Origin of the sequence: Chitinophaga sp. RCC_12 (genome assembly GCF_041360695.1) — a bacterium.
GTDB lineage: Bacteria > Bacteroidota > Bacteroidia > Chitinophagales > Chitinophagaceae > Chitinophaga.
The window spans coordinates 74,807-99,413 of record NZ_JBFUPS010000005.1; the positions used below are offsets into that span (position 1 = coordinate 74,807).

General features: G+C 48.4%; 20 protein-coding genes. 6 read left to right on the forward strand and 14 right to left on the reverse strand.

All coding sequences use genetic code 11. The features are described 5' to 3' along the window. Positions 1-47: 47 nt before the first annotated feature. Complete coding sequence (locus AB6805_RS16155) at positions 48-1,325, forward strand: TCR/Tet family MFS transporter (protein ID WP_370910467.1); 1,278 nt, start codon at positions 48-50, stop codon at positions 1,323-1,325. Between the two features lie 4 nt (positions 1,326-1,329). Here AB6805_RS16155 and AB6805_RS16160 read toward each other — a convergent pair whose 3' ends face one another. From AB6805_RS16160 to AB6805_RS16170, 3 genes are all read right to left on the reverse strand, one after another. Then, complete coding sequence (locus AB6805_RS16160) at positions 1,330-2,364, reverse strand: hypothetical protein (RefSeq protein WP_370910468.1); 1,035 nt, start codon at positions 2,362-2,364, stop codon at positions 1,330-1,332. 129 nt (positions 2,365-2,493) lie between these two features. Continuing rightward, on the reverse strand, positions 2,494-3,684 hold the full coding sequence (fdhA, locus tag AB6805_RS16165) for a formaldehyde dehydrogenase, glutathione-independent (protein ID WP_370910469.1): 1,191 nt from the start codon (positions 3,682-3,684) through the stop codon (positions 2,494-2,496). A gap of 18 nt (positions 3,685-3,702) precedes the next feature. Beyond that, entirely contained in the window at positions 3,703-4,104 is a 402-nt protein-coding gene (locus AB6805_RS16170; protein ID WP_370910470.1) for a heme-binding protein, read from the reverse strand. Positions 4,105-4,277: 173 nt separating this feature from the next. On the opposite strand from AB6805_RS16170, the gene AB6805_RS16175 reads away from it, so the two are divergent. After that, positions 4,278-5,180, forward strand: coding sequence for an AraC family transcriptional regulator (locus AB6805_RS16175; protein WP_370910471.1), 903 nt, complete (start codon positions 4,278-4,280; stop codon positions 5,178-5,180). Between the two features lie 2 nt (positions 5,181-5,182). On the opposite strand, the gene AB6805_RS16180 is transcribed toward AB6805_RS16175, so the two are convergent. Beyond that, the gene (locus AB6805_RS16180) at positions 5,183-6,319 is read right to left on the reverse strand and encodes a M23 family metallopeptidase (RefSeq protein ID WP_370910472.1); all 1,137 of its coding nucleotides are present in this window, start codon (positions 6,317-6,319) and stop codon (positions 5,183-5,185) included. A gap of 180 nt (positions 6,320-6,499) precedes the next feature. On the opposite strand from AB6805_RS16180, the gene AB6805_RS16185 reads away from it, so the two are divergent. Together AB6805_RS16185 and AB6805_RS16190 are read left to right on the forward strand one after the other, a co-directional pair. Beyond that, positions 6,500-8,128, forward strand: a complete 1,629-nt coding sequence (locus AB6805_RS16185) for a glycosyl hydrolase family 18 protein (RefSeq protein WP_370910473.1) — start codon at positions 6,500-6,502, stop codon at positions 8,126-8,128. A gap of 46 nt (positions 8,129-8,174) precedes the next feature. Beyond that, complete coding sequence (locus AB6805_RS16190) at positions 8,175-9,053, forward strand: polysaccharide lyase (RefSeq protein ID WP_370910474.1); 879 nt, start codon at positions 8,175-8,177, stop codon at positions 9,051-9,053. A gap of 88 nt (positions 9,054-9,141) precedes the next feature. Here AB6805_RS16190 and AB6805_RS16195 read toward each other — a convergent pair whose 3' ends face one another. Both AB6805_RS16195 and AB6805_RS16200 read right to left on the reverse strand, forming a co-directional pair. Beyond that, positions 9,142-9,825: a response regulator transcription factor gene (locus AB6805_RS16195; protein WP_370910475.1), complete on the reverse strand. Its 684-nt coding sequence runs from the start codon at positions 9,823-9,825 to the stop codon at positions 9,142-9,144. Position 9,826: 1 nt separating this feature from the next. After that, on the reverse strand, positions 9,827-11,329 hold the full coding sequence (locus AB6805_RS16200; RefSeq protein ID WP_370910476.1) for a sensor histidine kinase: 1,503 nt from the start codon (positions 11,327-11,329) through the stop codon (positions 9,827-9,829). Between the two features lie 159 nt (positions 11,330-11,488). On the opposite strand from AB6805_RS16200, the gene AB6805_RS16205 reads away from it, so the two are divergent. Beyond that, positions 11,489-12,304 carry a GLPGLI family protein gene (locus AB6805_RS16205; RefSeq protein ID WP_370910477.1) on the forward strand — a complete coding sequence of 272 codons (816 nt, stop codon included), beginning with the start codon at positions 11,489-11,491 and terminating at the stop codon, positions 12,302-12,304. Between the two features lie 76 nt (positions 12,305-12,380). On the opposite strand, the gene AB6805_RS16210 is transcribed toward AB6805_RS16205, so the two are convergent. The 4 genes from AB6805_RS16210 to AB6805_RS16225 all read right to left on the reverse strand — a co-directional run bounded on the left by AB6805_RS16210 (position 12,381) and on the right by AB6805_RS16225 (position 16,736). Beyond that, positions 12,381-13,121, reverse strand: coding sequence for a hypothetical protein (locus tag AB6805_RS16210; RefSeq protein ID WP_370910478.1), 741 nt, complete (start codon positions 13,119-13,121; stop codon positions 12,381-12,383). 141 nt (positions 13,122-13,262) lie between these two features. Then, positions 13,263-16,079 (reverse strand): outer membrane beta-barrel protein, encoded by a 2,817-nt coding sequence (locus tag AB6805_RS16215; RefSeq protein WP_370910479.1) that lies wholly within the window; start codon positions 16,077-16,079, stop codon positions 13,263-13,265. 93 nt (positions 16,080-16,172) lie between these two features. Continuing rightward, positions 16,173-16,376 (reverse strand): helix-turn-helix transcriptional regulator, encoded by a 204-nt coding sequence (locus AB6805_RS16220; protein WP_370910480.1) that lies wholly within the window; start codon positions 16,374-16,376, stop codon positions 16,173-16,175. A 6-nt stretch (positions 16,377-16,382) separates the two neighbouring features. Continuing rightward, a complete protein-coding gene (locus tag AB6805_RS16225) occupies positions 16,383-16,736 on the reverse strand; it encodes a hypothetical protein (protein ID WP_370910481.1) in 354 nt (117 codons plus the stop codon). A 124-nt stretch (positions 16,737-16,860) separates the two neighbouring features. Between AB6805_RS16225 and AB6805_RS16230 the strand changes: the two genes are divergently transcribed. Further along, a complete protein-coding gene (locus tag AB6805_RS16230; protein ID WP_370910482.1) occupies positions 16,861-18,411 on the forward strand; it encodes an alpha/beta hydrolase-fold protein in 1,551 nt (516 codons plus the stop codon). A 30-nt stretch (positions 18,412-18,441) separates the two neighbouring features. Here the strand turns inward: AB6805_RS16230 and AB6805_RS16235 are convergent, their stop codons facing one another. Genes AB6805_RS16235 through AB6805_RS16250 form a run of 4 tightly spaced genes read right to left on the reverse strand, consistent with a single transcriptional unit; the run spans position 18,442 to position 24,586 of the window. Then, positions 18,442-19,038: a TetR/AcrR family transcriptional regulator gene (locus AB6805_RS16235; RefSeq protein ID WP_370910483.1), complete on the reverse strand. Its 597-nt coding sequence runs from the start codon at positions 19,036-19,038 to the stop codon at positions 18,442-18,444. A 31-nt stretch (positions 19,039-19,069) separates the two neighbouring features. Further along, the gene (locus AB6805_RS16240; RefSeq protein WP_370910484.1) at positions 19,070-20,353 is read right to left on the reverse strand and encodes a TolC family protein; all 1,284 of its coding nucleotides are present in this window, start codon (positions 20,351-20,353) and stop codon (positions 19,070-19,072) included. 44 nt (positions 20,354-20,397) lie between these two features. Then, complete coding sequence (locus AB6805_RS16245) at positions 20,398-23,517, reverse strand: efflux RND transporter permease subunit (protein ID WP_370910485.1); 3,120 nt, start codon at positions 23,515-23,517, stop codon at positions 20,398-20,400. Between the two features lie 40 nt (positions 23,518-23,557). Next, a complete protein-coding gene (locus AB6805_RS16250) occupies positions 23,558-24,586 on the reverse strand; it encodes an efflux RND transporter periplasmic adaptor subunit (protein WP_370910486.1) in 1,029 nt (342 codons plus the stop codon). Between the last annotated feature and the right edge of the window lie 21 nt (positions 24,587-24,607).

Genomic DNA, 24,607 nt, shown 5'->3' on the forward strand with positions numbered 1-24,607 from the left:
GAAAACATCCGCCAAAGATCTGAAAGATATTTTACAAAAACACCAATATGCACACATCCAGAAAGGCAGCTATCAGCTTTATTTTTGTTACACTATTAATTGACGTAATGGGGTGGGGATTGATTATTCCCGTGATGGCAGATCTCATTGCACAGTTAAAACACATCCCCGTTAACGAGGCCAGTACTTATGGCGCGTTGCTGTTATCCGTTTTTGCGATCACGCAGTTTTTATTTTCCCCGGTGATCGGGAACCTGAGTGATAAATACGGCCGCCGGCCGGTATTATTACTTTCCCTGTTAGGTTTTGGGATCGATTATATTATCCTGGCATTGGCGCCTGCATATGGATGGTTATTTGCGGGACGCGTTATTGCAGGTATTACCGGCGCCAGCTTTACTACCGCTGCTGCTTACATTGCAGATGTAAGCACGGATGAAACTTCGAGGGCTAAAAACTTCGGGCTGATTGGTGCGGCTTTCGGACTGGGATTTGTGCTTGGTCCGGCGCTGGGTGCATTGCTGGCCAACTGGGGTATTCGCGCGCCTTTTTATGCCGCTGCTGTATTGTGTTTGGTTAACTGTATATGGGGATACTTTTTCCTGCCGGAATCTTTAAGTAAGGAAAACCGCCGGTCTTTTGAATGGAAAAGGGCCAATCCATTCGGGTCACTGAAATTTTTAACCAGGCATCCGGAAATCGGCGGACTGGCATTCGGCTTCTTTCTTATTTACCTGGGCGCCCAGGCAGTGCAGAGTAACTGGAATTTCTTTACCATTTATAATTTTAACTGGAGCGAGAAAATGGTGGGTATTTCCCTGGCAGTAGTGGGAGTATTGGTAGGAGCGGTACAGGGCGGATTAACAAGAGTGGTGAACCCCAAAATCGGTAATGAAAAAAGTATTTATCTCGGGCTGGCGCTTTATGCAGTGGGATTGGTATTGTTTGGCTTTGCCACACAGGGATGGATGATGTTTGTATTCCTGATCCCTTATTGTTTGGGCGGCATCTGCGGACCATCATTGCAGTCGGTGATATCGGGGCATGTACCGGCTAACCAGCAGGGGGAACTGCAAGGGGCGCTTACCAGTTTGATGAGCCTTACCACGATTATTGGTCCACTGATCATGAACAGCACCTTTGCTTATTTCACCTCGTCGAAAGCGCCATTCCACTTGCCGGGCGTACATTTCCTGATCGGCGCTGTTTGTATATTAATCAGTATCGTTATTATCCATAAGGTGCTGAGCAGGGAAAAGAAGGAACATCCGGAGCTGGTGGACGTGATCAACAGCAAAGACCTGAGCAGTACACCGATGCACTAAGTCATTACATTTTCAGCCATTTCATCATATCTGCCGTCATTTCTTGTTTGTGGGAAATGACGGTGTCTTTTCCGTTAACCCGTTTCATTTCCTGGAAAGAGTGATCGGTGGGATACACCCGGAATGTAAGGTTCTTTTTGCCGAGCCGCAGGAACTCCAGCTTTACATATTCCAATCCGTAAATGGGTGAGCTGACATCATTGGTACCTGCTGTCATAAAAATAGGAATGTTCAGTTTTGTGAGGTTGTTCATTGGAATGTCTGAGCAGAAGCTGGCCCAGCGTTGATAGGAATGACCTTCCCATTCGCGTTGGGTATCATAAGGAGCGGCGTAAATAGCCGCGAATTGCGCAAACAGCGAATCCACCTGTTGCTGTGCTTCCTGTGGAGAAATGGCCCCCTGGGCGGCTTTCATGCGCACAGCGGTTATAAAATCATAGAACTGGTTAAGACCTGATCCGGCGATGCAGGCGCAATGCGTAATTTTTTTATTCGCCACCGACAGTCCCGGTACTACCTGTGCACCTTCAGAGTAGCCATACGCTACCACTTTTGATTTATTCACGGGAAAGTGACTGTATACATAGTCGAGTACCTTAGACGCTGCCGCTATGCGCCATTGCAAGCCGGCCCGCTGCGCGTATTCCTGGGATGGAGGTAGTAGTGCAACAGCATCTGCCACGCTGGCGCTGTCCTTATCTATATTGATTGTATCACAGAAATTGATGCCTGGTTTACTGATCATTACCACGTGAAATTTATCTGCCAGTTCCAGCAACCCCTGATCAAATGAATTAGCGACAAAGGAGCCTTTCCGGAGCTGCACGAATAACGCCATCGGGTACTGACCGGAGCCATCCAGCGCCAGTAAAACTGGTTTCTTTTTGCCGATATCTTTACTGCTCACATAAAAACGAATGGTTCCAAGGGAGTTATTGTGAATGATGAAAGCCTGCAATCCATAATCGGCGGGTTGAGTAGGTTGGCTTTGCGATATAGCGCAATACATCAGCAGGAAAAATAAAAGGCGGAAACGCATACCGGGCTGGGTTTGGTAAAGGAGATGAATATAAACAGGTTTCCGTGAATATACAAATCGTTGGCGGTTGGGAACTAAAACAAAATGGCCGCCATTACTGGCAGCCATTGTTGTTTTAGTTCCCGTTTATTATGCCCTTATCATGCCATGCGGATCAATCACAAATTTTTTCGCTGCGCCTTTATCAAAATCGTGGTAGCCTCTTACCGAGTCGTTGAGGGTAATCACTTCTACATTTACGGCATCGGCTATTTTTATTTTATCGTACAGGATGGCGTTCATCAGCTGACGGTGGTATTTCATGACGGGGCACTGACCGGTATGAATGGAGTGCGATTTTGCCCAGCCAAGGCCGATGCGGATGCTCAGGCTTCCTTTCTTGGCGGCTTCGTCTACCGCGCCGGGATCGCCGGTAACATACAGGCCGGGTATGCCCAGTTGCCCGCCTGCACGGGTAATTTCCATAATTGAATTCAGCACGGTGGCTGGTTGTTCCACATTGCTGTTGTGCCCATGTCCTTTGGCTTCAAAGCCTACGCAGTCCACAGCAGAATCCACTTCCGGTGTGCCGGTGATAGCGGCGATCTGGTCGGCGAGGGAGGCCTCCTGTTTCAGGTCGATGGTTTCGCAGCCAAAGCTCCTGGCTTGTGCCAGCCGTTCATCGATCATATCTCCCACAATTACTACCGCCGCTCCGAGCAGGTGGCAGGAGGCGGCACATGCCAGTCCTACAGGGCCTGCACCGGCGATATAAACGATACTGCCTGGTCCTACGCCTGCGGTCACCGCGCCATGAAAGCCCGTCGGGAAAATATCCGTGAGCAGCGTGAGGTCCCTGATCTTTTCCATGGCCTGGTCGCTGTCGGGGAATTTAAGCAGGTTAAAATCGGCGTACGGCACCATTACGTATTCTGCCTGTCCGCCTACCCAGCCGCCCATATCCACGTAGCCATAGGCTGCGCCGGGGCGTGCAGGATTTACATTCAGGCAGATGCCTGTTTGCCCGGCTTTGCAGTTGCGGCAACGTCCGCAGGCAATATTGAAGGGCACCGAAACGAGGTCGCCTACTTTGATAAATTCCACATCCCTGCCTGCTTCAATGACGAGGCCGGTAATTTCATGTCCCAGTACCAGTCCGGCAGGAGCGGTGGTACGTCCCCGCACCATGTGCTGATCGCTTCCGCAGATATTAGTGGACACTATTTTCAGGATCACCCCATGTTCACATTTACGGTCGCCCAAAGCCAGTTGGGGATAATCAATTTCCCTTACCTCCACTACACCGGGTTCTATATAAGCAACACCATGATTTTTACACATACCATATCTTTTTAGAAGTTATTTAATTGCATCTGCGCCTGCCTGCGCCACTATATGATCATTTTCCACGGAATCGCCGGATACGCCCACGGCGCCAATGATCTCATTTTTTTCATTGCGGATCACCACACCGCCGGGAAAGGTGATGAGGCCACCATTGGAGTGTTCGATATTATACAGGGAGCCGCCCGGTTGCGACAGCTTACCGATTTCGCCGGTGGGCATATTGAAGTATCGTGCCGTGCGGGCTTTTTTCTGCGAAATATCTATAGACCCCAGCCAGGCGTCGTCCATGTGAACAAAGGCGATGAGGTTGGTACCTGCATCCACGACGGCAATGTTCATCAGTGTTTTAATTTCGGTGGCTTTGGCTTTAGCGGCAGCAATAACAGCTTCCGCCTGTTTTAACGTGATATTCATAACAGGATTTTAGTGTGAAGGAATTACCAATATTAAGCATATTGGAGATGGGGGAATTGAACGATTATCCTGATTGATAGAACGATGCTATTTTTTATTTCTTTGATGATCCAACGGGAATTTATCGATAAATTTATAAGGCGGAAAACCTGCGTTACGATAAAAATTCCACCATGAACCAGATATGCCATCTTTCTCCTATTAACCTGAGTGATGCCACTTCGCTGGATACGATGGTAGAGCACCGCCGGGTGTTCAACCTGCGGCACTGTGAGCTGAACATCTTTGAAACTTTTCATCGCTGCAGTAATGTGGCATTGTCTTACAACGGGCTGGTAGTATCCAGTATGATGCGGGGTAAAAAGATCATGTCGTTATCCGGGTCGGAAGAGTTCTTTTTTTTGCCGGGAGAAAGTGTGATCCTGCCGGAAGGCGTGTCTATGAAAGTAGATTTTCCGGAGGCGGATGAAAGGCATCCGGTGCAGTGCGCCACCCTGGCGCTCGACTGGGATATGGTGAATAAGAACCTGGCTTTTCTGAATGAGCAGTACCCCAACAAGGCGGCGCCATTTGAATGGCAGCTGAATTTTAGCCGGTATCACTTTTTAAATAACAAAGAGCTGGCGGCCAGTATGAATAAACTGATCGGGATCAGCATGGAGAGTGATCCTGCAAAGGACGCACTGGCAGATCTCTCGCTGAAATTTTTGTTGCTGCGTATTATACAAACACAAAACCTGGTGGCCATTAATGATGCAGGCGTGGGTGATCACCGGTTTACACCGGTGTTGCAATATATCAGGGAACATCTTACCCAAAAGATCACTATTGATGCATTGGCAAAAGTATCCTGTATGAGCCGGTCTGTTTTTTTCCAGGCGTTTAAAGAGCAATATGGTATTTCACCGCTGGAGTATATCCTGCAGGAGCGGATCCGGCGCGCAAAGCAGATCATGGCGGATCCTGGATTGAGTATCACAGACGTGTGTTACCAATCAGGTTTTAATAACCTGAATTACTTTATTAAATTGTTTAAGCGGGCAGAAGGAATTACGCCCAGGGAATACCGTAAATAGTATCAGGGAAATGTGATGACGCTATTGGAAACGGGCAGCTCACGGCGTACGGGTTGTGATTGCGGAATATACGGTGTGCTGCCAAACTTGTTGAAGTCGGGGATGGTGCCCGTCAGCGTAAATTTTTCAAATACAAAGGGAAGTCCTTCTGCGCCCAGCGGCGCATCGGCGTTCGCCACATGCAGGTGAAGGTGCGGCCCGGTCGACTGACCCGTGAATCCCAGCCGGGCGATCACGTCCCCTTTCTTTACCCGCTGGCCTGCTTTTACCACGATACTTTCCGGCTGCAGGTGTTCATAAAACACGTAGGTATTTTCTGCTATTTTTAAAGAGATATAATTGCCCGTGGCCAGGTGGGCGGCATAATCCGGGTGATTGGATAATGCGGTGCTTTCCGGGAAATCGGTTCTGGTGGAACTAACCACGCCATCTGCCACTGCCAGTATGCCGGCGCCATAGCCGTACCAGTTAGTGATCCTGTCGTCATCGCCGGCGGCGAATTTGCCGGTGCTGTCGAGCTTTACAAAGTCGACGGCAAATCTTCCGGGAATACGTGCTACCCCATCTTTTACAAATATTACGCGGCGGTGCCCCTGTGCCCATACCGGGCTGTAAACGGCGGTCCACGGGCCTCCTTTCAGCGGGGCGCCCAGTACAATCGCGGGACTGGTTACCGGTTGTATGGCCGCGCCGGTGATGGTATATTCCGTGGCCGTATCACGAAGGGTATTTTTGAAAGATACCTGGTGAATAATTTCAGCAGGGAATTGACCGGTGGCAGATGAATATTCCACAAACAGCACCGCCGCATTACCGGGCGGTATGGTGGCAGTGGGGGACTGCTGTCCGGGTGCCAGCCGTTCCAACAGGCCGGTGTCTTTTATCAGCGTCAGCGCGGTGGTATTCTTTGCATCCTGTGCTTCCACTTTTGTGAGCAGCAGGGGCCAGGGAGAGAAGTTGGTAAGATGAATTTCGTAGAAGAGGGTGGGATGTCCGCCGGTTACTACCGGTTTGGGAACGTGGTGTACTTGTATTTCAAGCGCCGGAGGCAGGGCAGGGATGCGGTTGTCCTGTGCCTGGCAGAGGAAGGCGGGCAGGATGAACAGGGGAAACAGCGCTTTTTTTATGTGGCTTATCACGGGTATTATTTAGAATGAAAAGATAAGCAACTTCTTCTTCCGTTGCTGATTACCCGCGAAATATAAAAAAATATCCCCGTGACGTAGTAATGCCGTAGTGCCGGATGATGGTTCTTTTATGCGAACCCCTACTTTTGAAAGGATTAATCCACATTTCTTTTCAACCAAAAAACTACCCGTATGAAACCATTTCTAAAGCTGTTAGCTATCCTCCTTGTTTGTGCGCTCAATACCATTGCTCAAACCCCTTTCCGCGTTATTGGATATATGCCTTCCTGGGCAGGCAATGTAAACCAGGTGCAGTATAGTAAGCTTACTCATATCAATTACGCATTCCTGTTGCCTACCAGTACCGGCGGATTGCAGGCAATCGACAACCCCGCGAAGTTACAGAGCCTGGTGAGCACTGCGCATGCCAATAATGTAAAGGTGCTGATATCTGTGGGCGGCTGGAATGATGGCAACGACAGCGGTTTTGAATCGCTCGCCGCCAACAGTACCTACCGCAATAATTTCGTGACCAACATGATCAATTTCGTGAACCAGTATGGTCTTGATGGCGTGGATATCGACTGGGAGTATCCCGATGCCGGCGCATCGGCCAATAACTATATTACGCTGATGACGCAGCTCAGCACAGAGATGCACAACAGGGGTAAACTCCTTACCGGCGCTATTGTGGGTACCGGCGGGGCCAGTATCTTAAACAGCGCTTTTGCGTTGGTAGATTTTTATAACCTTATGGCTTATGACTACAATAACTTCGATCACTCCACTTACAGTTATGCCACCCAGTCGGTGAACTACTGGCGCGGCCGCGGATTACCAGCTTCTAAAACCGTGCTTGGCGTGCCTTTTTACGGAAGGCCCACCTGGGAGTCGTACGCCCAGCTGGTGGCGCGGGACGCCAATCCTTATGCCGATGTATTTGACAATGTTGGCTACAACGGCATTACAACCATCAAACAAAAAACGAACCTGGCCTTTGACCAGGGCAGCGGTGTGATGATCTGGGAGTTGTCGCAGGACGCCACCGGGGTTAATTCCTTGCTGTCGGCCATTCATGAGGTAGTACTTAGCCGTACCGGCAACCCGGGCGGCAATGCGCCTGTTGGGCAAACGATATGGCTGCGCGGCAACAACAACCTGTATGTGAGCGGCGAGAATGGCACCCAGGCGATGAACTGCAACCGTACCAGCGCACAGGGCTGGGAACAGTTTACCGTAGTGGATGCCGGCGGCGGCAAAATTGCCTTGCGCAGCCAGGGCAAGTATGTATCATCCGAAAACGGCACGCAGGCCATTACGTGTAACCGTACCAGTATCCAGGACTGGGAAAAATTCACCTGGATCAATAACAGCAACGGCACCATTTCACTGTTGTGCAACAACGGCGGCTATATCTGTTCGGAAAATGGCACGCAGGCAATGAGCTCCTGGAGAACTACTGTTGGCACATGGGAATCCTTCAATTATGGAGCGGTGAGCGGACTGGCAGCCATCAGTAGCACCACCGCTGCGGTTGCAGCAACGCATGGGGCCATTCCGGAAGAAACCGCCGCTGCTGCTATCCATGTATATCCCAATCCCATCCGTTCGGGCAGTGCATTCACCGTTACCCTGCAACACTACAACCCAAAAGCGCCGGTAAAGGCTACCCTGATCAGCGCGGGCATGCAGCCCGTGGCAGTACAGCAACCCAATGCAAAAACCTTCAACATAAATACCGGCACCATCGCCGGCGGCACATATATCCTGGAAGTGATGCACGACAATCAACGGCTCGTGAAGAAAATCATCATCCAGTAAATTCTCCTGATGATAAACCTATTTTCTCACCCACAATTACACATTCATGAATTCCACCGTTTTCTCACGTAATGTTGCAGCAGCCGGACTGCTGTTATTCAGTACCAGTTTTATTTCCTGTAAGAAGGAACTGGCGCAATCAAACCTGCCCCACAACACAACCCTGGCTGCCGCCGATGCAGTCATCGGAATTAACGCCATTAACAGCACATGGTCCGTTAACTGGGACAACTACGCCAATGGCACTACCTACACATCTACCAATGCTGCCAGTGATTTTGGCAATGTAACCGGCTGGAACAACAACCGTGGCTATATTTCCAATGGCAACCTCCGCATCCAGCTGGATCCCAACGCACTCTCCGCTGCCGGCGGGGTAGTAGCCAACATCGATGTATCTGACGGCGCCGCTTATGAAATGGATTATGATATCCGTTTTCACAGCCAGTTCGACTGGAGCCGTGGCGGTAAAGTAGGCTTCGGCTTTTCTATTGGGGATGGCAACACCGGCGGCGATCCCGCCTGGGATGGTAACGGCGGCACCCTCCGGCTCATGTGGTACCGTAACGACGCCAACAGGGTGTACTTCCAGCCTTACCTGTATTACAGGGACCAGCCGGGCCAGTATGGCGACGACTTCGGCCTCACTTATCCTGCCAGCGGCAGCATCCAGAAAGGCACCACTTATCACGTACACTTGTACATAAAAAGCAACACCGGCAGTAATACCGATGGTCACGTTCAAATCGTGATCAACGGCACCGTGCTGCTCGACAGGGATATCCGGTGGACCACCAACGACAGCAAACGGCTGATCAGGGGCGTAACTTTTCATACGTTCCGCGGTGGCAGCCAGTCTTACTGGGAATCATCTACCGTAGGTTATATTTACTACGATAATTTGAGCATTCATAAGATTAATTAATGAAGAAGCCCGCCGGTGCATGCCGGCGGGCTTTTTTATGCGCATATTTTTAAAGAAGCACACGACGATCATCTGCAATAAAAAAAAATCAACCCAGCACAAACCGGTACCCTATACCTTTAATGGTAAGGATCTGCAGGTTGTCATCCTCTTTCAGGTGCACGCGCAGCCGGGTGATATACACATCCAGGTTGCGGCTGTTGAAAAAGGAATCATGTCCCCAGAGCAGGTCAAGGATATTCTTCCGGTCGATGATGCCGTCGCGGTTTTCGTATAGTAGTTTCAGTAGTTCGCTTTCCTTGTACGACAGCTTTTTTTCTTCTACGTCGTTGGCCAGTACCTGGCGATTGGTATAAAACCGGAACTTACCGATTTTGATGTGATTGGCAGTAGGAGCAGGTGTTTTATCTGATTTACGCAATACGTTTTCTATGCGTACAATCAGTTCTTCCATACTGAAAGGCTTGCGGATATAATCGTTGCCTCCCAGCGTAAATCCTTTTACAAGGTCGTTGGTTTGTGTTTTGGCGGTGAGGAACAGGATGGGTACTTCCTGGTTGATAGCGCGTATTTCGGCGGCAATTTCAAATCCGTCTTTATTGGGCAACATGATATCCAGCACGCATACAGCAGGGTTTACCTGTTTGAACAATTGCATTACATGGGCGCCATCGCTTTCCAGTATTACTTCGTATCCCCGTCGCTGTAAACTTTCTTTCACTATTTTGCCCAGCGACAGTTCATCTTCGACATATAAAATTTTAATACTCATTTCATCCTGTTTTAAGCTTTATCACCCGGCGGTTTTTGTCGTAATGAATGACCGGCGCTTCTGCGAAGGGAAGCTTGATGGAAAACGTACTGCCTTTATGCAGTTCACTTTCCACTTCAATAAAGCCCATGTGCGATTGTACAATGTGAGATACATAACTGAGGCCAAGGCCATATCCTTTTATATTATGCCGGTTGCCACTGGGCACGCGGAAAAATTTCTCAAAGATCTTGTTTTTATATTCACGCGCAATGCCTATACCGTTGTCGGTTACACGTAGTTCCAGGTATTGTTTGTGATCAATGATATGGATCAGGATATTAGGGTCCTGGCTACTGTACTTTAATGCATTATCCAGCAGGTTGTACAATACGCTGGTCATATGCAGTTTATCGGCGGTGATGATAAAGTTATGACCGGTTCTTTTCAGCGTGGTAACCGCGCGTTGTTTTTCAAACTGCAGCTTCATGGAAATCATCACGCTGCGGGTAAGGTCTGTAAGATCGAAGGGTTCTTTGTTTAAAGGGATTTCCCTGTTTTCAAACATCGAGAGTTTCAGCACTTTATCTACCAGCAGCGCCAGGCGGTTCATTTCATTGGCCGATATATCGAGGTATTCGAGTGTTGTTTGCAGGTCTTCCAGTGCATCAAAATTTCTCAGCGCTTCAATGGCCACACTAACAGTGGCGATGGGCGTTTTCAGCTCATGCGTCATGTTGCTGATAAAATCATTTTTGAGTTGCGCCAGCCGTTGTTGTTGTTTCAGGTTGCGGTAAAGCAGCAGGAAAGAGAAGATGGTAACAGCCAGGAGGAAAAAGGATATCAGTATAGGCTGACTGATACGTTTCAGCAGGTACCAGGTATTGTTTTCAAATAACACCTGGTAACTCATGGGTTTGGTAAAACCGATGGTCACCGTATTGCCTTCCAGGTCATCCGGGAAGGTATTGAACATATGATTGGTAGTAGTATCTACAGGAATGGTATTAACAGTAAAGGAAACGTTAATCTTTTCCCGTTCCAGCGCCCGTTGGTACCGGTCTACAACTTCTTTTACCGTAATAGAATCCCTGAGGGAGTCTACACCGGCCAGGAACTGGAATACTGTTGTAGCGGGAACTCCTTTGGTAACGCCGTATTGTACATTCACAGAATCATCCTCCGGCATCGATGCGGGATCTACTGCCACAAACATTGTCCGTTTCCTGAGAGGCATAGCAGGCGCGCTCATGGTAGAATCTCTCATTCTTTCCTGCAACACATTGGTGACACCCGTCATACCCGCACGGTCGTGTACCCGCAGGCTGATATTAGAATCCAGGTTGAGCTTTACGGCCTGCAGGCGAAAAATGGTTTCCCGGAAAAGAATATTCGTGCGGGCGGTAAACAATCTTTTTTCCTCCCGGTAGTTATTGCTCAGCCAGTATGCCTGGAAAGCGGTGATCAGCAGGATGGTCAGCGCAATCAGGGAAATGGTAGCCGGTATGGAAAGTTTATATCGCACTATGTTGATTGAATGGTAAGAAATAACAATACTACCGCAAATGTATCATTTCCTGCTTCCCAACGCGGAAACATTAACCTAAATTAACATTAAATCAAGTGATGTTAACCTCTGTTCCGGCAGGAAGGAAATAGCTTTATTTTCTTAAATGTATGTAACATGAAGAAGATAATTTTTACGTTAGCCATCAGTGGATGCCTGTTAACCGCCAGCGGCCAGCAACAGCAGGGCCGCGTGCTCTACGAGCGCACCATACAGATGCAGATGCGGATGATGGGAATGGCCGCTGGTGCAGACGCAGGGCCTGAACCCGATAACATACTGCCGCATTCCAGGAAAGATAAGCTAGAAGTGTTGTTTGGCAACGGGCAGTCGCTGCGCCGGGCCGTGGAGGAAGATGCCCCCGAAGAATTCGCCGGGGAAGGCGGCATGCATATCCGCATGATGGTGGCCGGCGACAACGACGTGACCTATACCAGTTTTTCAAACGACCGTGTAGTGGAACAACGTGAGTTCGCTGCAAAGAACTATCTCATTACGGATAGTATCCACCGGCTCAACTGGAAGATCACCGGCGAAACCCGTACCATCCTTAATTATCCCTGCCAGCAGGCCGTGACGCAGCGTATCGGCAAGCGTGGCATGACCTCCATGGAAAACGGGCAGATGAAAACCAAAGAAGTAGCGGATACGGCCAATATCACCGCCTGGTTTACATTGGCTATCCCGGTGCCTGCCGGGCCGGACTTCCAGGGACAGCTTCCCGGGCTTATCCTGGCTGTTGATATCAACAACGGCGCTACCGTTTACCAGGCGCTGGAAGTATCGCCGCAGGCAGATCTCGCCGCTATCCGGGAGCCTTCCAAAGGGAAAAAGGTAACGGAAGAAGAGTTTAATAAAGCACGGGAGAAGCTGATGAATGAAATGCAGCGCAATGGCGGCGGGGCCACCCGCAGCATCAGGATAGCACAGTAAAAAACTGCCATAAGAAGAAGCCGCTTCAAAATTAATTTTTGAGGCGGCTTATTCCGGTATAGCAGAGGTATTGAGATTATTGTTTCGAAATATAAAGTACCTTATGAGAAAAATCGGGGTTTACACCAGCACCCAACACCTGTTTATATTCATATCCTTTCAGACTGCTATCCGCCATAAATACAAAAAATAATCTGCCGGTTATCCTCACGGGGCCACCAGTCCCATCATATTCAAATCTCAATGTTCCGGACTCTCTTGAATAATAAGAAGTGGACTCAAAATTAAATCCCGTACCGCCAGCCGGAATATGTACCTGGCCGTTCGTCAGAAAGTCGAACTGTGCAAGCAGGCTACTGCCACCTTTGTCGGTGGTACTTCCTTTCCAGGTGGTGCCTTCTATTACCTGCTCTATTTCTGCTTTATTGATTTCACTGTGGATAATTTTCCAGTCTGATTGATTAAAAGTAAAATCTGTCAATTTCCCTTCTACGGCAATCTTTGCCGACACCTGAGAAGCTGCCGCGTTAAATCCAAACATGATGGTACCGGCATTTTTGTCAACCGTGTATTTACCATTGTAAGTACCTGAATATTCCCTCCAAATCAAAGTACCGTCCTCTTTAAAAGTTATATTAAACGGTTCTGTTACCGGCTTGCTTGCATATTTGAATTCACCACACCAGGTTTTGCCCCTGAAAAGTTCACTGTACTTATCGTCCGGGCCGGGATTATTATTGCTTTTACTACAGCCGGCTATTGCCACTATAGCTGCTATCAATAGCATGGCAACGAATAGTTTGGTTTTGAAAGACATATGGTCAGAATTAAGGTTAAACAGTACGTGGAATTTATACATTTATTACAGCGCTGATAGGGTCAACCAGCAGTTTACGGGTTTCATTTATTATTTGGTGCAATAAGGGATGTAACTGGCAATGAGACGGCCCTTTATTTTTTAACGCCGGATCATCCTGATCCCCGGCGCTGCGGCATTGAAAATGCCGTTCTTACTAAGACTGTAAGTGAAGCTCAACAGGAAGAAGCGTTGCAGGTTTTTTGTGCGGCTGTCTTCAATATAATTCTGGTTGGTGCTGCGGTTAATGCCCACATTTTCATTCAGGATATCAAAAACACTCAGCTTCAGTTCCCCGCGGTTAAAGCGAAGGAACTGGCGGCTGACAGACGCATTCCATAACGGTACCTTTGCATTAAATCCATCTGTACGGCGGCTGTTAATAGTATAGTTAAAACTGGTACTCACATAAAAATTTGCAGGCAGCTGCCAGTTTACTTCTCCGTCATATTGTTGCAGAAAATAGCCGGTGTTGAGGGCAGGCTGCAGGGAGTATGCTGTTTTGTAGTAATTAATGCCCCCGCCCAACGTGAGGTTCAGTTTATCCGAAGGGTTCAGGTCAAAACGTACAGAGGGTCCCAGTGTAACAGTACTAATACCGTTGGATACCTTGTTGATAAACTGTTTTGTTTTGCTGTAACCCACGTTGCTGCTAAAGTTAACCGTGCCTTTCAATGCGCGAAGGGGCAGGCCCAGGCTAATGCTGCCGGTCATGTTGAAAACACCGTTTACATTCACCGGCCGGCTGTATTTAATACCAAGACTATCCACCACATCATCATTCACAATCTTGTTCTGCGTTTCCTGGATGTTGAAGAAAGCAAACAGGTTTTTATTTTTGAAGGGGTTTACCGAAATGAAGTTGAGCTGTACGGCGTGCGTTAACTCCGGCTTCAGATCGGGGTTGCCTTCGCGAATATTGAGGGGATCGCTGATATCCGGCACCGGTTGCAGCTGCGACATATCGGGCTGGTTGGTAATGGCTGCGTAGTTGATGCTAAGGTTCCGGTAACGGGTAAAGTCGTATTGAAAACGCAGCGATGGTAACAGGTTATAAAACGTTTGACGGATCACGGAGTCTTTGGTGCCTGCGATGATGGTGCCTTTCAGCGAAGCATACTGCCAGTTAAGGCCCGCAGCGAGACTGTATTTTTTTTGTTTTGTACGCAGACGGATACCTGCATTGGTATAGCTGTAGGCATTTTCGAAGTTGTTTGTCAGCGCAGGATTTGGCTGGTCGAACTTCCCGTTATCGCCGTTGTAATCATATGTGGTTTTATCGGAAGTAGTTTTCGTATAGCTGTTACCGATACTGAACTCCACCAGTGAGTGTTTGAATAACGGTTCCGTATATACGGCGCGGGCGTTGTAGCTGTTCATATCTCCGGATATGGTATTGCGCTGGTGGATGGAATCGTAACCGGGCTGCGAGGCTGGGCGGTTATAAAAATGATTTACGGAAAGCAGGCTGCCATTGCTTTCGCTGTTATTGGTACTGTTTTGCAGATTGAGTGAAAATGTGCGGCCTTTGCGCAGGAATTTTTTGCGGAACAGTACATCATTGCTGAAATTGGAGCCATGTCCTGCGGAGTAGTTATTGCTGAAGCCTTCATTGGCCAGCTGCTGGTCTTCCGACAGGGTTTCATATTTGCTATAGCTTTTGCTGCGGTTTTCCTGGTAGCCCAAAGACGATGATATTTTAACCGAGTGCAGGGAGTCGATCTGGATATCGGCGCCAAGGTTGAGGCGGTGGGTATTATTGACGTTGTTGCTGGTAGCGTGTTGGTTGTAGAAATAAGAGGAGTCCGGCAGGAAATACTGGCGTTGTATTTCGCTTTCCTGGTAAGGATTATAGCGGTTATAAAAGTAGCTGCTGGTAAATTCTGTTTTTTTTCCGATGATGTTGTTATAATTGATTCCTCCGCCCCATACGGTTTTAATGCCGTTGCCGCTGCTGCCGCCCATGAATGCGGCGGCGGGGTCGTCGGCGCTCATGGTGAAACTGGCGTTGCCGCTGCCGCTTTGCCGCATGCGGTTGAGTTCTCCGCTGAAGCTCATCATATCCATAAAGGAGAAGCCTTCTGCATTGGTGTTGTTGGCCATGCCAATAGCGGAAAGTTGCCGCGCTCCTTTAAAGGAGTTGAGGTTGAAACGTCCTTCGTACCGGTCGCTGGTACCCGCGCCGGCCATGGCCTTTCCAAACATGCCTTTCTTTTTATCCTGTTTGAGTTTCAGGTTGATGGTTTTTTCGCTGTTGCCATCATCAAAGCCGGTGAGTTGTGCCGCATCGCTGAGGCGGTCGTATACCTGTACTTTGTCGACCGCATCTGCGGGGAGGTTTTTAGTCGCCATTTTAGGGTCTTTGCCAAAAAACTCTTTCCCGTCAACCATCACGCGGTTGACTTTCTGGCCCTGCGCTTTTACGGAGCCGTCTTTTGCCACCTCTACGCCCGGCAGTTTTTTCAGTAGTTGTTCTACGCTGGAATTGGGGGGTGTTTTAAAAGAGCCCGCATTATACTGGATAGTGTCGCCTACGAGCGTTACCGGTGGCGCTTCCCCGGTTACTTCTACTTCATTGAGCTGGATGCTGAGGTCGTGAAGCACAAGGGCAGGGAAATTCATTACGGGCATTGCGCTGCTGATCGTTACCATGCGCTGGAGGGAATGGTATTTTACATGCGTGATGAGCAGCCGGTATTCGCCGGCGTGTATGCCGTTGATTTCAAAATATCCTTTGTCGTTGGTCATGGTAAAGGATACCAGTGAGGAGTCTTTTTTCTGCAGCAGGGTGATAGTGGCTGATGCCACTGGTCGCCCGGCACTGGTATCAGACACCGTGCCTTTGATAACACCATTTTTTTGCGCGTTAGCGGCAAGGGATAAACAGGAGATAAGAAGCCACAGGTAATATTTTTGCATAGCGGACGTTTACTTTGTTACCGAAAGTAGGTCCGGGTGCGGCAAAAGCAGGTTAACAAGCCTTGCATTAATGTTAAGGAAGGTTAATAAAAGTCATTCATCCTGCGGTTCCAGTATAAACAGCTGCTCCACCGTAGTACCAAAGATGCGTGCTATTTTTAACGCCAGTAAGGTAGATGGAATAAACTTACCCAGTTCTATGGCGTTAATGGTTTGCCTCGATACTTTTGCTTTCTCCGCCAGTTCTGCCTGCGTGATATTTCGTTTGGCCCGCTCCACTTTAATCGTGTTTTTCATATCGCCTTACTTGCTGTAGCTGCCGGTAAAGAGCAACCTGGTGTAAAATATCAGGATACCCAGGGTGAGTACCAGCATGATAAAGTAGCGGGGAGCAGACAGCTGGAAGGTGAGTACACCCTTGCTGTGAAGATAGGTTGTAGCCACTTCAATGATGTATCCCAATGCAAAGCTGATCATGAGCGCATTGGCACGGAGGCTTTGCGCCCTTTCATCTTCTGTTTTTTCGCGGGTAAAAAGTACCAGGAATAACCCGGTGATGAGCGGTAGCTCAGACCCGGTTTGCGCATGGTTCATCCAGAAAAGAGGGATGCCTGCAAGTACCAGTGCGATACCAAAGTATTTCGTGGCTGTGAACATAGGGAGACTTGTTTTTCTGATATAAATGTAAAGTATACTTTACATAAAGACAAATTTAATTGACGGCCGGAGAAGGAGCTTCATCACCGGCTGAAAAACCTTATTTTTATAGATACCTTATAAAATGAATCGATCTACCATCGCCAAAATTCCGCTGTTTATCCTCCTCCTGGTTAGCATTAAAGCCAGGTCGCAGCATATTTCCACAATAAAAGACTCCCTTTTTTCTGCCACGCTGAAAGAAACCCGGCCGCTGAATGTAGTGCTCCCGAAAAATTACGATCCCGCCACTTCCGATGAATACGAGGTAATATATTGCCTGGGCGATATCCCGGACTTTTTGAACGTGGAATGGAGCCTTTTGCAATGGGAAGGCTTTATCCCTAAGAACACGATCCTGGTGGGCATTCCGGACTTTGAACAAAATGGCGTGAATATGCGGGAAAGAGATCTTGCACCCACAAAAACGTCTGCGAATTCAGGGGAGGCCGGCCGGTTCCTGTTGTTTTTCCGGAATGAGCTGATGCCCTATATCGGCAAGCGGTATCATGCAAAACCAGGCGGACATACCTTGTATGGCGGTTCAATGGGCGGACTGTTTGTAATGTATACGTTTTTAACCGCGCCTGATCTGTTTACTTCCTTTGTAGCGATCGATCCGAGTTTATGGTGGGATCATTTTTATTTACATCAACTGGCAGCGGAAAAATTTGCCCGGCGCGACACCATGAATAATACGCTTTTTATGGCAGGCCGTGAGGGCGCTGCCTATCAATCCATGGGCGTGGCAGGCATGGATTCCATTCTCAAAGCAAACGCTCCTCCCGGCCTCGATTGGAAATGTGTGCAGTATAGCAATGAAACGCATTATTCCACAAACTTTAAAGGCTTTTGGGAGGGATTGAAATTTTCCTATGGTGGTTTCTACGCCTCTACGGGAGGTTACCCTACATCCCGGAAAATTGCCATCAAGCCGGATAATGGGATCGTATTACGCAACAAGCCGTTCAAATTAATATGCTATAACCTGGTGGCAGATGCATATCTCCATTATACTACTGATGGTACCACACCCGGTATTTATTCTCCCCGGATAACAGGCGAAGAAACCGCTATTACCATCAACAGTAACTCAAAAGTGATTGTTAGATCTTTAGGCAAACGAAAGGAATACGACAAATCAGCAAGCGGTTTTTTTCAGGTGGAAGAAGTGTTTCCAGCGGTGACCATGCCGGCAGGAGCCAGGCCCGGCGGACTGCAATATAAATATTATGAAGGCAACTGGGATACCATAAGTGATTTCAGGAAGTTGACGCCAGTAGAAACAGGTATTGCCGGAGAGGATTTTAATCTTAATAAAGTTTCAAAAAATAATAATTACGCATTGGCACAGGAAGGATATATTAAAATTAGTGAGCCGGGGTATTATATTTTTGAGATGGGAACCGGTAATGACCATACCAGGCTGTATTTAAATAACCGGCTGATTCTTGGTGTGCATTTCAAAACAGGTGAAGGCGAGAGCTTTATAGTGCCCCTGGAGAAAGGGTTTTATCCATTGAGGATTAATTATTTTCATAAAAAGAATGAAGGAGATCTTCAGCCCATTTATATTAAAACAGAAGGACAGGAAGATGTCCCCCTTCCGGTAGATATGCTTTTCAGCGGGAAGTGATTTGCATCAATGAACAGGCGGCCCGCCTGTTCATTGATGCAAACCGTTAATCAGTTTCATCCCCTTTATATTCACCAGTCCGTGTAAAAATATCATATTCATTTCGCGGTAGGCCCTTTCCGGGTCTATGTCCCGCATCCAGAGGTCTTCCAGGATAATCTGCAAAAAGGTAAAATGTATTTCCCCGATGAGGCGCCTGTCGATGTTGCTGCGGTAAATTTCTTCCTGCTGTCCCCGGTCGATATTGCCCACCAGGAAGGGAATGAGCGCATCATTCCTGCATTGATCAAGTTTCTTCCAGCTGCCTGTATGGTATTTTTTGAGTTCATAGAAAAAGATGGGCTTAATGTGCCGGAGCATATTTTCGGTGATGCGAAAGAAACTACTCATTTCTGAGATGGCATTTACTGAAACATACCGGTTGAGCGACAGGTACCTGGTCGATTTTGCCGTCCATTGTTCTATGATGCAGTCTACCAGTTGATCTTTACTGTGGAAGTACTCATAGAAGGTCCTTTTGGACATGCTGCAGTTCTTCATAATGTCTTCCACTGTAATGCTTCTGATACCACTGCGGCAGAACAGTACCGATGCGGTGCCCACTATTTTTTCTTTTTCTTTTTTCATACAATGCCGTTTTAGCTGTTACAGGAATTGATTACTGCAGGGCGCCGGTTGCTTTTTTATAAGTCGCTTCATTGATCTTATATTCCACTTTGCTGTCGATAATACTGCTGTATGCCTGTTGCCAGATGGCCTGTGCTTCCTGCACATCTTTACCGGTGATAGTGCCGGCTTTGAGCCGGTCGTTGGCCAGTTTAAGGTTTTCCTCTGCCTGGGTGAGGGAGAGGAGCGATTTACTTATTTTTCTGACAGATTGATTAAGGGCGAGATAGGCCTGTTGTACTTCAATGCTGATCAGTTCCTGTGTTTCCTCCAGTTGCTGCTGTTGTGCGGCGATCTTAAAGGATTGTTCTTTTACTTTATTGGCTTTTTTACCCCAGTCGAAAATAGGGATGCTGACGCTGGCAAGGCCATAGTATGAGCCCATGAAATTATTGCCGTTGCTGATATTTACGCCTTTCCCTGCGGCGGCAAGACCAGCGGCGCTAACGCCAATGGTGGGGAGCAGATCGCCCTTCAGTATTTTTTTCTGCAGCTCTTCTGCTTCCAGCGAGTTTTTAAGCAGCTTTATTTCCGGACGTTTGTCAGCGGAGGTTTGCCATTCCTGTATGGTTAGCTCATTAAAGTCGCCCGTAACTGAATCAGCTACCGCAAAAGAGGTATTGCCCGCCATGCCTGTGATCTGTGCCAGGGAGAGCTTTGCGAGTACAAAGCCGTCTTCCGCCTGGGAGAGGTTCAGGGCTGCTTCATTGAGATTTACTTCTACGCGGAGCAGGTCATTTTTATAGATGAGTCCTGCGTCGAAGGAATTTTTTAATTCTTTTTGCAAGGCTGTCAGCATATCCTGGTACCTGCGGGCGAGGATTATTTTTTCATTGGCTTGTACAATCTGCCAGTAGGCTTTATTTACATTCAGGAGTACTTCTGCCGAAGTAAGGGCTTTCTGATTTTCCCGGATGCTGATACTTTTCGAGGCGGCAGCTTTGCCGGCGCGGATTTTTCCGCCTGCGTAAATGGGTTGTGTAGCCGTAACGGAGCCGGTGGCAAAATACTTGGGGATGGCTCCATTCAGCGCGCCGCCGATAGGTTTGCCGAGATATGCGCTCATTACCGACCCGTCGATAGAAGGGTAGGCGCCGGCTTCCGCGGATTTCAGCGCCGCCTGGGCTGCATTGATTTCAAATTGCGCGGCCTTTATTTTTTTATTCTGTTCCAGCGCCATCCGCTGGCAGTCTGCTATGGATAGTACCGGTGTTTGTGCTATTGTCACATTCGCTGCCAGTACCGCCATTATGATGTATATGGATCTTAGTTTCATTGCTGTTGTTTTATAAATATTCCTGCCACCGCAGTATGGATAAATTAGTGCGCCGGTTTGTACATGATTTCTACGGCAGCATCAGGCGCTTCTGCAGCTTCCGGAGCGGGTCTTACAAAAAGATAATAGAGCACCGGTATCACAAACAGGGTGAGCACCATTGATACAATTAATCCCGATGCCAGTACGCTGCCCAACGGCGCCCACAGCGGCGATTTCCCGATGATCATGGGCAACACGCCAATAGCCGCTGCCGCCGATGTGAGGAAGATGGGCCGCATACGCCGTTTGGCTGCGCCGAGTGCGGCGGCTTTTATCGTATAGCCGTGGTCGCGTATCAGTTCATCGGCATAGTCTACGAGGATAATACCATTGCGCACTACGATGCCTATGAGGCTGATGATACCCATGAAGGCAGTCATGCCCATTGGATTACCGGTGAGGTACAGGCCGAGGAAGGCGCCCAGTAAACTGAGCGGGAATGTAGCCAGGATGATCAGCGTTTTCCCAAAGGTTTTAAACTGGAAAAGCAACGTAAGCAGGATCAGGATCAGGCTGGTGCCTAATGCCGTGGCCATGCCGGGGGCATTTTCGCCGGACGATTCTGCATCACCGCCGTATTGTATGCTGATGCCCGGCGGCAGCTGCAGCTTTTCGATTTCCGGTTGCGCTTTCTTCAGTATTTCGGAGGCCATTACGCCCATTTGTGCTTCAGACAGTACCGTGAGGGTACGGATACCGTTCCTGTGGGCTATTACGCCGGTATGCCAGGAAGGCGTGAGTGCTGCTACTTCTTTCAATGGTACCTTGCTGCCATACATGCTGATAAGATGAAGGTTGCTGAGGTCACTGAATTCTTTCCTGTTACTGGCATCCAGCCGGAGGAAAATATCCACGGGTTTGTCGCCTTCCCATATCTGTGATACGGCGTAGCCTTTCAGGCCGGCGCCGATGGTTTGTGTGATCAGCTGGTTGGAAACACCCAGCCTGGCGGCGGCATCTTCTTTTATTTTCAGGCTTACACCTAAGTAATCATCTTCATAATCGGAGCGTACCCAGTTGGCGCCCTGCGTATGCCGGAGGATTTCTGTTACCTGTGCGGCAACACGCTTCTGATCATGGAGATCTTCGCCTATGATGCGTACCGCCAGTGGAGAACCTTCCTGCATGCTCAGTTGCCGCAGCCGGATGTAGCCGTTAGGCACAAACCCTTCAAACTTTGGCAGGTATTCCTTTACGAGGTCGTTGGTAGCGTCGTTACCGGAAGTGGTGATAAATACCTGCGCGAAGTTCCTGCGGGGCATTTCCGGCGCATAGGTAACGTTGAACCGGGGAGAGCTGCTGCCTACAAAGCTGGCAATGCCCGTTACGCGCTTGTCTTTTTGCAGTTCCTGTTCCACCAGCTTTACCACGCGTTCTGTTTCTTCGAGGGAGGTGCCGTTGGCCATCCATATTTCGGCGTTAAACTGTTTGCTTTCGCTGAGCGGGAAGAACTCCTGTTTTACTTTTCCTGCCAGCACCAGCGATAATACGATGGCGCCTGCGGCGATGCCCACGGTTGTTTTCGGGAAGCGGAAAGCCAGTTCGATACCTTTGTTAAAGGTATTCTGTAAACGATCCAGCAGGCTTTTTCTTTGTTTGGTGGTACTTACTTTATGCTTCAGCCCTTTCTTGATAAATACATAACAGGTGTATGGTGTTAACAGCAGGGCTACCGCCATAGAGGTGATCAATGCTACTGCTATGGTTACCGGCAGGGCGGCAATGAAATCTTTGGAGATGCCGTTCATGAACAATGCCAGTGGCGCGAAGGCGAAAATAATAGCCAGCGTTGCGGTGAAAATGGGCAGTGATAATTGTTTCGCTGCCTGCCAGGCAGCGGTCCACGGTGTGATGTCTTCATCCAGTTTCTCAATATAATTGTCTACCACAACAATGGCATTATCTACCACCATGCCCAACACAATGATGAGCGCGGCAAGCGTTACCTGGTGCAGTTCTATACCCATAATGTTGATCAGGCCGAATGTGATGAGGATAGAGACGGGTGCGGCGAGGGAAGATACGGCTGCCACGCGCAAGGGCAACAGCAGCATTACCACAATGATCACGGAAGCGATAGCCAGCCCAAACTCCTTCATAAAGTGGCGGATACTTTCATCCACCACTTCCGGCTGGTTTACGATGGTGGTTATTTTTACATCTTCCGGGAAATCCCGCTGGATCTCTTTCAGTTTATCCTGTACAATATGACCGAACTGCACAATGTTGTTGCCCGGCTGCATTTCTATTGCGAGCATCATTACCTTGTCGTTACCTATACGGATAAACGAAGAAGGTTCTTCAAAGCGGCGTTCAATTTTCGCCACGTCTTTAAGCCGCACCACCGTGCCTTGCGGCGTGGTGTAAATGATCTGCGATGCAATGTCTGCTTCCGTTTTATACTGGCTGTTGGTGAATACCGGGAAGGTATTGGAGCTGATGGTCATTTCCCCTGAGTAGCCGGTTACATTTTGCGTTTGCAGGGTGCGGATAATAGTTGACAGGTCAAAACCATACTGCTGCATCTTCTGATCATCGATGGTAACATATAGTTGTTGCTTCTGGCCGCCGGACCTGTTTATTTTGGACACTTCCGGAATGATTTTGAGCCCGTCTTCTATTTTATCCAGGTACTTTTCTATCTCGGCATAATTGCGTTGATCAGAGGATACCGTAATGATTTGTGCCGTTACATCTCCAAAATTACTATTCACCACAGGGCCTATTACACCGGCGGGAAGCGTTTGCCTGGCAACGGTGTTGAGGCCATGCTGCAGGGTGCTCCAGAATTTTTTCCGGTCTTTGATGCTGGTGTGTAATTCCACGGTGATGAAAACCTGGCCGTCTTTTGTTTGTGACTTTGTTTTTGTTTTATTTACTTCTTCAAAAGAAAACAGGTATTGTTCTATTTTATTGGTAACCTGTTTTTCCATTTGTATTTCATCTGCCCCGGGGTAAAATGCGTATACCATTGCTACGGGCATATCTATCTTCGGATTCTCGGAGCGCGGCATATTCAGCAGGGAGTAGGTGCCCAGCAGGAGCAGCAACACGGTTACCACAATGGTTACCTGCTTGTATCGCATGGCAGCTTCAATGAAGCTGATCTTTCTTTTTTTCATTCTTCCAGGATTGTCGGACTACGTAAAAAATTGTTTAATGCTACAGGCTGATGGCGGTACCGTCTTTCAGGTTGGTCTGCCCGGCGGTAACAACCTGTTCGCCGCCATTTAATCCTGTTGTTACCACTACTTCATTCCTGCCCGTGAGAGCACCCACCGTGATACGTTTGCGCACAGCTTTATTTTGTGCGTTGGTGATAAACACATAGGTGATATCGTCTGCATCCCTTACTATAGCGGTGGCGGGGATGGTGAGTGCATTTACCGTACTGCCGGTACTCATTTTTATGGAGGCCAGCATGCCGGGAAGGAGTTGTCCCTGTTGATTGTTCAGTTTTATTTTGACACTGTACGTACGGGAAGTGGCATCTGCCTGTGGATTGATGATCGTGATTTTTCCGGAAGTGCTGTCGTTCAGCGTAGGAATAAATACCATGGCGTTGGCACCTTGTTTCAATACGCCCACTTCGCTTTCCGGCACCGTTACTTTTGCATACACCATATCTGTTTTGATGATGGTGAAGGCCGGAACACCGGGGGCGGCGGCGCTGCCTCTTTCAATTTTCCGGGCAGTAATGATACCGGCGATGGGAGCATACAGGCGGCTGTCGGAGATATGCTTGGCGCTGATCAGTTTATTGGCTTTTGCCTGTGCGAGTTTTGTTTTTATGTCGATATAATCTTTCGCCGGTAAACTGCCCTTTTCATAGAGTGCATTCAGGCGGTCATACAGATCTGCTGCCTGGTCGAATGATGCGTTGGCAATGGCGAGTGCGTTACTGTATTCCGTGGCGTCGAGCGATGCCAGTAACTGTCCCTGTTTTACCAGTTGTCCTTCTTCCACAGCAATATTATTTACTACGCCAGCTACCGCAAATCCTATTTCCGCGGTATTATCAGGTTCTATGGTGCCGGAGTAAACCAGCTCCCGCGCGATGTCACTTTTCTGCACTTTAAACACGTTCACTTTCACGGGTGATTGCTGCGGTTGTTTTATTTCTTTGCTGCCACAGGCGGTAAGCACTGCCGCCATGATAAAAAAGGAAACTGGTTTAAACGTCGTTGACATAAACGGATTTTATTGCTATGA